Annotated in this window: 10 protein-coding genes and 1 pseudogene; 10 read left to right on the plus strand and 1 reads right to left on the minus strand. The window is 45.7% G+C overall.

Annotated features, from left to right (window positions below; all coding sequences use genetic code 11):
- The first annotated feature begins 75 nt into the window (after nucleotides 1–75).
- From AMS66_RS05610 to ant(9), 4 genes are all read left to right on the plus strand, one after another.
- Nucleotides 76–594, plus strand: a complete 519-nt coding sequence (locus AMS66_RS05610; RefSeq protein ID WP_053779862.1) for a GrpB family protein — start codon at nucleotides 76–78, stop codon at nucleotides 592–594.
- Nucleotides 595–1,072: 478 nt separating this feature from the next.
- On the plus strand, nucleotides 1,073–1,285 hold the full coding sequence (locus AMS66_RS33495; RefSeq protein WP_236703213.1) for a cytidine/deoxycytidylate deaminase family protein: 213 nt from the start codon (nucleotides 1,073–1,075) through the stop codon (nucleotides 1,283–1,285).
- A gap of 267 nt (nucleotides 1,286–1,552) precedes the next feature.
- Complete coding sequence (locus AMS66_RS32235; protein WP_144424418.1) at nucleotides 1,553–1,786, plus strand: hypothetical protein; 234 nt, start codon at nucleotides 1,553–1,555, stop codon at nucleotides 1,784–1,786.
- 187 nt (nucleotides 1,787–1,973) lie between these two features.
- A complete protein-coding gene (ant(9), locus tag AMS66_RS05620; protein ID WP_053779863.1) occupies nucleotides 1,974–2,774 on the plus strand; it encodes an aminoglycoside nucleotidyltransferase ANT(9) in 801 nt (266 codons plus the stop codon).
- 269 nt (nucleotides 2,775–3,043) lie between these two features.
- Here ant(9) and AMS66_RS34650 read toward each other — a convergent pair whose 3' ends face one another.
- Nucleotides 3,044–3,205, minus strand: a complete 162-nt coding sequence (locus AMS66_RS34650; RefSeq protein WP_082350580.1) for a winged helix-turn-helix transcriptional regulator — start codon at nucleotides 3,203–3,205, stop codon at nucleotides 3,044–3,046.
- 103 nt (nucleotides 3,206–3,308) lie between these two features.
- Here AMS66_RS34650 and AMS66_RS33500 point away from each other — a divergent pair, with 103 nt between their 5' ends.
- From AMS66_RS33500 to AMS66_RS05640, 6 genes and pseudogenes are all read left to right on the plus strand, one after another.
- Nucleotides 3,309–3,686, plus strand: a complete 378-nt coding sequence (locus AMS66_RS33500) for an FAD-dependent oxidoreductase (RefSeq protein ID WP_236703214.1) — start codon at nucleotides 3,309–3,311, stop codon at nucleotides 3,684–3,686.
- Nucleotides 3,687–3,819: 133 nt separating this feature from the next.
- A complete protein-coding gene (locus AMS66_RS33505) occupies nucleotides 3,820–4,266 on the plus strand; it encodes an FAD-binding oxidoreductase/lyase (protein WP_236703215.1) in 447 nt (148 codons plus the stop codon).
- Between the two features lie 130 nt (nucleotides 4,267–4,396).
- On the plus strand, nucleotides 4,397–4,957 hold the full coding sequence (locus tag AMS66_RS05630; protein ID WP_053779864.1) for an AAA family ATPase: 561 nt from the start codon (nucleotides 4,397–4,399) through the stop codon (nucleotides 4,955–4,957).
- Nucleotides 4,958–5,958: 1,001 nt separating this feature from the next.
- On the plus strand, nucleotides 5,959–6,204 hold the full coding sequence (locus tag AMS66_RS32940; RefSeq protein ID WP_053779865.1) for a hypothetical protein: 246 nt from the start codon (nucleotides 5,959–5,961) through the stop codon (nucleotides 6,202–6,204).
- A 128-nt stretch (nucleotides 6,205–6,332) separates the two neighbouring features.
- Nucleotides 6,333–6,542: pseudogene (locus tag AMS66_RS31595) on the plus strand (agmatine deiminase family protein); the annotation flags it as partial.
- A 273-nt stretch (nucleotides 6,543–6,815) separates the two neighbouring features.
- Nucleotides 6,816–8,764, plus strand: a 1,949-nt coding sequence (locus AMS66_RS05640) for a GNAT family N-acetyltransferase (protein ID WP_160319669.1), incomplete at its 3' end; no start/stop codon positions are given.

Genomic DNA, 8,764 nt, shown 5'->3' on the forward strand with positions numbered 1-8,764 from the left:
TGGGATGTGATTTCTCCCGACTCCACTGGCTGAAATCGCAAGGTAGAAATACGATTAGAATGAGAGGAGATCCTTATGAATATCAAGGTTGTCGAACACAATCCTGCCTGGAAAAAAGACTATCGGAAGGAAGAACGCGAAATTAAAACATTTCTCGAAGGTGAATTGGTGAACAGCTTTCATATTGGAAGCACGGCTGTTCCGGGGCTGAAGGCGAAGCCGATTATTGATATTTTGCTTGTGGTTCATGACATTCACGCATTGGATCGTTACACGGTGCAGTTTGAACAGCTTGGTTACGAAGTGATGGGCGAGTTCGGGATCCGCGGCAGAAGATACTATCGCAAAGGAGGAGACGACCGGACCCATCAAATCCATGCCTTTCCATTTGACCATGTTCAAGAAATCGAGCGCCATCTTGTTTTTATCGATTATCTGTGCCATCATCCTGAAGTTGCGAAGGACTATGGTGAACTGAAAAGTGAACTGGCTCAACAATATCCTCATGATATCGAAGGGTATGGCGACGGAAAAGACGAGTTTGTGAAAGAAGTAGAGAAGAAAGCTTTGATTTGGTATTGGACGGTTCGTTAATGATTTCTTAGGCTCTCAAAATGATCCGCCATCTGTCATTGAGGATTGCTGAACAAAAGTGGAAGAACGAAGCAAGCAGGGGAAACCGAAAAATGGGGTGACAGATGCCCTCATCATTTTCATTTGGGCGGCATTGGCTTATTGGATCGGAAGTTTGTGTTTTACATGAGTCAATTTCAACGGTTGAACAATATCACATTGTAGCGGCTTGATTCGTTATGTTATGGAATGATCGTATTCAACGGTCCGGTGATTGGAGACAGATAATACTTGCAAAGGGAGAGTGTATACGTATGAATAGCAAGGAATTGAAAAAAATAGCAGCTGAGGTGACTTCACCAAAAGAGTTAAATGACTTCGTGGCGTACGGAAGTGTGGGGCGGCAATAGAAACGGTAGACGGTAATATCTAGACAGGAATTAGCATAGACACAGCTTGTTCCATGGGGTTTTGCGCAGAACATGCAGCGGTTGCAGAAATGCTGAAACATGGCGAACATCGAATCAAGGCTTTTGTTGCCGTTGATTCAGAAGGAAATGCCGTTCCGCCGTGTGGGCGGTGCCGTGAGCTCATTAGTCAGCTGTCAAAAGAAAACTTAGAAGCGGTTGTTGAGGTTGAAAACGATACGTTTATTTTATTGAAAGAGATTTTGCCCTATTACTGGAAAATCAATCGGGGCAGAGAATGGTGAACGTTTGGGCTTTGACGCCGTTTAATGACCATTTGAACACGTCTAAGATACTCTAATATACGGATTCCTCTTTAGTAAGGAGAAGAGAACTTTGCAGAGAACCATAACGATCATTCTTGGAATCGTTGCGGTATGTGCAATTCTTACTTCACCAATGTAAATTTTGCTTTAAATCTTAACGATGGCTATCAACGACTATGAGTCTGTTCGACGAAACATTTTTACTGGGGAACCGCCCGGAAGGTTTTCTCCGATAGAAATCTCGCCGTGGTTACCTACCGGCCTTTGTCTGCCGCGATGTACCAGCATCGCGGGTCGAATAGCGTATACAAACGGTTGCCGACAGAGCGCGCAGCTGCGTATGGACACCGTCCAGGCGTTGACGTAGCCACACAAACTCGCGACCGCCGAAGAACCGCGTCTGAGCCGGCGGTTTCGGGTATGCGCCGCTTTGCCGATCAAACAGCGAGGCGAGCGATGAGTGGTGTGGTTTTGAAATAAAGTTTGATAATTTATAATAAAGATTGATCATTTTAAATAAAGAACGATAATTTATATCAAAGTTTGATAAAATGTTCTGTAAAAAATGTTTCTTTTGATCAGTAATCAGTCATTTAATTGAATACCAATGAAACCAATATAAACGTGCATTATGCGAACATAATCAGAGGAGAGGAGTTTGCAGTTGATGAGCGATTTGAGTAACGAAAAAATACCAAAACAAGCGATGCAAGCATTAAAAATCGTAGAGGAGTTGCTTGGAAGTTCGATAGTCGGGGTATATCTATTTGGTTCTGCAGTAAATGGTGGCTTACGCATTAACAGTGATGTAGATGTCCTAGTAGTCGTGAATAATAGTTTACCTGAAGTAACTCGAAAAAAACTAACAGACAGACTAATGCTTATATCTGGAAAGATAGGAAATACAGATTCTATGAGGCCAATTGAAGTCACGGTTATAAACCATAGCGATGTTGTACCTTGGCGATATCCACCAAGAAATGAATTTACCTATGGTGAGTGGCTCAGGAGTGTGTTTGAGAAAGGACAAATCCAGGACCCAACCTATGACCCTGATTTGGCTATTGTTTTAGCACAAGCGAGAAAGAATAGCATTTCTCTTTTTGGTCCTGATGCTTTAGATATACTTGACCCCGTTCCGATGACAGATATTCGAAGAGCGATTAAGGAGTCTTTGCCAGGGTTGATTGAGGGTATCAAAGGTGATGAGCGTAATGTAATTTTAACCCTGGCTCGAATGTGGCAGACAGTGTCTATCGGTGAAATTTCTCCAAAAGATTTGGCTGCAAAATGGGCTTTACCTCGGTTGCCGAAAGAATATTCGACTTTACTTGACCTAGCCAGAAAAGCCTATCGAGGAGAATATGTTGATAAGTGGGAAGGACTGGATTCCGAGGTGACAGCACTTGTTAATCATATGAAAAACTCTATAGAATCTTGTCTTAGCAAGACCCAGGAAAAGCGATAACAATACAAAGGAAATTTTATGAACTATATTTGATTAATGAGATATTGCAGAATCCTCCAAACGGAAATAAAGGGAAAGTTGTTTTAAATGAAGGGATGAAACCACCTTTCGCTTAACTGAAATTTTATTCCGTTAAAGAACGTGATTGTTGAAGATCAACAGTAGAAAATGATCAAACTTTTTTATAAAAATTGAACAATACTTCACAAAGATAGAATCCAATTTGATCAATTTTTTTCTCAAAACGGATGTGGGCTTGGGAGGTGCTTTTAATCAAACTTTATTCCAAACCTACAAGTGGCCAGATCGAGATGCCAACATTTTTTTTGATGCGCCTCACCCCATCGATTCATCAACTCCATCAAGGGAATTAAACTCTCTTCATACGCGGTCAACGAATATTCCACTTTGAGCGGGATTTCGGGTATCAGATTGCAGCCCGTTCCGTATCAAAAGGTCGACGTAGTCGTTCGGTGACTTAATATTCGGAAGCGGGTATGATGTCATAACGGATACAACGAAAATCAAGTAATTGTGACAGTCATTGAACGGCATCCGGTTGCGGCGTGTGAAGTCACGGAAAAATCGTTTGCTTGGATCAATACGGTACACCGGATCGCTCCCCAATACCGGCATTTGTATGATGCGGCATTGGCAGAGTATCATGTGCTTCAGCAAGAGCTGCCCGAACTGCAAATCCGTTGGTATGGAGCGTTGACTTGGGGGGTTCCGGATCCTATGGAGTATACTCGCGTTCAAAAACTGAATCGGCAACAGCTTGAAGCGTTGGAACCGAATCTGAAGGAATATCCGGATGAAGCGACGTTCGCGGGTGATGAAGGTGCTGTGGACCCGGTACGGACGACGGAGCTGCTGTTGAACAAGGCGCGGGAGTACGGAGAAAAGGTTTAGTTCGGTACGAACGTCACGCAGCTGTAGCAAGAAGGCTTCCGCATTACCGGCGTCCATACGTCTGCGGAGTTTCTGGAAGCCGATGTGGTGGTATTGGCTACGGGGGGCCGCTGTCCCCGAACTTTGCAAGCCGTTGGGCTGTCCAGTGCCGGTAGCTCCGTCGCCTTCCATTCTGATTCGTATGAAAACGGCAGATAGGCTTATCCGCACGTTAATTTCGAATGCGCAGTTTGAAGCGCGGCAACTGACGGACCATACGCTCCTGGCTGCGGAAGATTATATCGATGAGTTGGAAGAAAACGGACCGGAGGCGATTGGCAAGCGGGCGCTCGAAACGTTGCGTCGCAGTCTGAAGGGCGGCGAGCAATTAGAACTGGAGAGCATCAAGGTCGGGATGAGGCCGATACCTGAAGATGAGTATCCGATCGTAGGTTTCCATGATCGCATAAAGGGGATTTATTTGACGGTGATGCACTCCGCCATAACACTGGCGCCACTGATTGCCCGTCTGGCTGCGAGCGAGATGATCGACCGCGTGCCGAGAATCGAATTGGAGCCTTATCGGCTCTCTCGATTTTAAGAATCGACAAGGCATATGTGTCTTGGCTGGAAGGCGAATTCGGCAATGGAACCGACTGCTTGATGAAAGCTGCCGTTTTCGACATTAATAACAACCGAGACTCTATTTAACTGATTTGGGGGCAACCGAAATGATGGACAATAAATTAATCAGAGAAGATTTTGTTGTGATCACGGGTGGGCCTGGTTCCGGTAAAACAACGCTGCTGAATGAAATACAGAGAAAGGGTTATGGCTACGTTCCGGAAGTCGCAAGGGAGATCATACAAACACAGGTGGCTGCCAATGGTGAGGCCCTGCCTTGGAAAAATGCAACGAGATATCGTGACTTGATGTTAAGAAAATCCATTGAAAGTTACCTGTCAGCAATGATCCATCGGCCCGAGCAAATGTTGTTTTTTGATCGAGGTATTCCAGATACCTTTGCGTACTCTTCTTTAATAGACGTTCCGATTTCAGAAAAAGTAGAATCAGAAGCCCGGAAATACAGGTATAACAAACGCGTTTTTATTTTGCCACCTTGGGAAGACATCTACCAAACCGATAGGGAGAGAACCCAGAGCTTTGAAGAAGCCGTGGCAACTTATAAAGTGCTTTTGGAAACATATAGAAAGCTGGATTATGAACTTATCGAAATGCCCAAAATCGATGTTACGCGGCGGGTGAGCTTTATTCTTCATCATATGGGATGATGGGATGAGTCAGAGCCATAATATACGATGATTCTACTGCTTTCACTGTCACGAAGGCATATAAGAGAACGATAACGGGGGTCCTGTCGGAGAACTGCATAACATCCACGTTCCGCTCGAGGCGATTTGGGGTAGCGCGGCCGAATCACTTCGCAACGACTTGCTGGAATGCAGTAACGCCACCTGTTCCGATTTCAAAGCGCACTGCATCTGATGAACGGCGGAGCTCCGTCGACTGGGCGGATATCCCGATCGCTTGCGGCTGCCGCGATCATGTGCATTTTATTAAAGAATTCCGCGATTTCTCCAGGCTGAGTCTCACCGGTTACGGCGCCATTTGGGGCAGACATTCGAATCATACGGTGGCGCCGTGGTATCTGTAATTCGAATACCAGTCCATTTACAGATACCGTCCAGTGTGCCTAGTGCACAAGGAGATGGGACTTAGATCTCGTGCTTGATCGATCGCATAGAAGTGCTCCTCTTCATTCATATAGTTATCTTTTTGCTGCCCTTAGAGGCAGACAAGTTGGCGTGAAGAATTTATTAAGTAATTTCTGATGTGTCTGACTGTTAGCTTTAGAACTTTTAAATAAAAAATAAATAACCATGGATATGTTATAGATTTTCACTGTTCTTATAATTTCTCTTAATTTCGACAGACTTATCCCGTCAATATTAATACTAGAAAAAAACAGCAGTAGAATACCTTGCTTTACAATATTGGAAAAAATGCTGCTCCATTATTTCAAATTTCAATGTTGAATAATGTTGGTTTGATCATGTTCTATTGTAAATATTTTGAGTTGTCTAGTTTGAAAGAAAATCTTTTTTACATATCAGGATGTCACTTTGATCGAGTACAATTCAACAACTGCATGTGAAGTTACCGAAAAATCTTTCGCTTGGATTAATCCGTTGGGCCGGGTTTTAATAAAATTCCGGCATTTGTATGATGCAACGTTAGCCGAATATCATGCATTAGAAAAAGAGTTGCCTGATTGCCTGATTTAAAGATAAACTGGCACGGAGTATTGATATGGGGAGTTCCTACAAATATTGACGAGTCTCGTATACAAAAATTAAGTCGGCAACAGATCATCAAAATAGAACCTAATCTGAAGGAATATCCGGAGGAAGCTATTTATGAGCACGAAGTAGGCGTAGTAGATCCTATTTTGACAACAAAACTTTTGACGGAGAAGGCTGAAGAAAATGGTCGAATATACTTTTTAGTACGTAAGTGATGCAAATAATAAGAGAGGGCTCCAAGGTTGTTGGTGTACACACGGCCTCAGTTATTTAGGTTATAATGCATTTTTGATGAAACTTTGGCAATTACTTACGATAGCTTTAGTTTTCACAATTCAAAGCGCTAAATAATAAAGCAGTATTGGTACCTAACTATAATGAACCTAATAATAGGATAGCAAACGATATCATCCAACAACTTTACCCTGGCCGTAAAGTTGTTGGTATTGATGTAAGAAAACTTTATCCTATTATTAGTCGATTGGTCTCAAATAAAATAATATACAATGTGCAGATGAATGAATTAGAAAGCTGTCGGTTATCCAAATTTTAATTGGATTTCTTCTGTAAGCAGTAGACAATGTATTAGATTAGCAAGAAAAATTGCCCAGCTCAAAATAAGCTAGGCCTTACGTCTCAGGTATAATCCGTGTGCCAAGTACCTGTAAGAGCAATTGGCGTTTCATACTCATATACAGGAAAATAGTGTGGCTTGGCTTTAAATTTCCAAGCAGGACTTCCACCTGCTAAACTTCATAACCTCCGCTTGGTCGTACTGAAAGTTGAGCTATTATCTTCTATTTTTTATTCTAAACGAGGTGAAAACATGACGCATGTAAATATTGTGCCTTATCAACCCGATTATGCGGAAAATGTAGCTGAAATGTGGAACCGCAGTAACGACGAATGGGGGGGAGGGTCTTCCGTCCGTTCGGCCGAACAAGTCCGCCAAAGCGAGGAAAACTCGGACGCCATCGCGGTGTTTCTTGCTACCTGCAATCATGAGGTCGTCGGATACTGCAGCCTGGGCGAATATCGCGAGGATACCGGCGCGCTGTATATTCAGCTGTTGAACGTTCGGCCGGATTTTCACGGCCATAAAATTGGAAAACGGCTCGTGCTGCGGGCGGTTGAAGAAACGATCCGCCTGGGGTGGCTGCGCGTCGATTTGTATACCTGGGAAGCGAATATGAAAGCCGTGCCCTTGTACAAAAGATGCGGGTTCTTCTGGGAAGACCGCGAAGATGTGGTACATTTTATGAATTTTATCCCCCAGGTGGCCGCCTGTGAAGCGCCCGCCCCCTATTTTCGGGAATTCGATTGGTATGCCGATCTGATGCGGTCGATCGAAATCAAACCGGACGGGCAGAAGGAGAACGGCTTCGAGACGTACACCTACGCCTGGGCCAACGACAACGGTCGGTCGCTACGCGTCGATATTGAACGCAGAAGCCGCGGCATCTGCCTCATCGAGACGGAAGATTTTTTGCTATCCGCTACGGCTGAGCAAGCCGAACCGGTATTTGGCAACGATTATAAAGTCGAATACCGCATTGTCAATAAATCGGGCGCGCCGCTCAAACTCGAGCTCCAGGGCGAATCGGACCGCAACATCGCTTTCGATTGGCAGGAAGAACTGCTGGTGGAAAGCGAACGTCAGATCTCCGCGAGCTTTTTCGTCGGAGCGATCGAGGAGCCGCAGAGCGAATGGCGCACTTGCCCAGCTGTACAGACCCGGGTTCGTATTAATGGTGCTGAAGCGCTGCTGAAGGTCGGCATCGTACCGAAGTTTCCGGCCAGCGTCAAAATGAGCGTTCCCGCAGTCAGACATGCGACGGGCGGTAATTATACGTTGTATCTGGATATACAAAATCATTTTGCGCAGCCGGCCGCGTTTTCCTTCACCCTGCCAGGTACCGCCTGGCTTGCTCTCGAACAGCAAACCTTCGAAACAAGGCTACAAGCGAAAGAGCGGGTCTCGCTGGCCGTTCCTTACCGCTTGCTGGATTACGGCTTCTACCATGCTCGGCCGCAAATTCGGGCCGTTCCGGACAATGGGCCCGAGGTGCTGTTTACCTCTACTGCCGGCAGCGCTTTCGGCGGGCCCGGCGCGATGGTTGCAGGAGAAACGGATAGCGGCTGGATGGCCTGGAACGGCGGGTACAGTCTCCATTACGACAAGGAGCATAACGAGATGTCGTTTCGGACCGTGAGCCGGAAAGATGAAGAAATTCTGCTGTTGCCGCCGTCAATCGGCAAACCGTATTCGAGTGAATTTACACGCAAGAAGCCGTTGCGGGTCGAAATCTGCGAAGAGCGCGGCGCGATCGGATTCCGCCATACGTACAGGTCGGACGCTTTTCCCCAACTTCTGCTGTATCTCTGCACCCTGCTCTATGCCGACGGAACGGTGAAGCTGTGGCATGAGCTGGAAAACAGCTCCGGGGCGCCAGTCGCACGCGAGATCTGGATCTCCCAACGTATCGGTTCGGACTTGTACCGGCTGGTATTGCCTTACGACGGCCGCATCGTCGAAATGACCGATTCCCACGGGAACGATCATGAATATTGGGACGGCGCCAAGTTCAGTGAACCGTGGCTCTTTGCCCGCAGCGGCCAAACCGCGTACGGCATCTGTTGGTCCGGCAGCCACCGAATGCGTTTCGGAGAATGGTTCTTGGAGCTGGAAAGTGTCGTCGGATCGTTGGAACCTGGGGAAACGAAAGCTTCGGAAACGATTTTCATGTCCATAGGCGGTTTTGATGATGATTGGAA

The organism is Paenibacillus xylanivorans (genome assembly GCF_001280595.1).
GTDB classification, from domain to species: domain Bacteria; phylum Bacillota; class Bacilli; order Paenibacillales; family Paenibacillaceae; genus Paenibacillus; species Paenibacillus xylanivorans.

Excerpts from the sequence above, each read along its gene's own strand:
- AMS66_RS05610 (WP_053779862.1), top strand. The coding sequence starts at position 76 with ATGAATATCAAGGTTGTCGAACACAATCCTGCCTGGAAAAAAGACTAT.
- AMS66_RS33495 (WP_236703213.1), top strand. The coding sequence starts at position 1,073 with ATGCTGAAACATGGCGAACATCGAATCAAGGCTTTTGTTGCCGTTGAT.
- AMS66_RS05630 (WP_053779864.1), top strand. The coding sequence starts at position 4,397 with ATGATGGACAATAAATTAATCAGAGAAGATTTTGTTGTGATCACGGGT.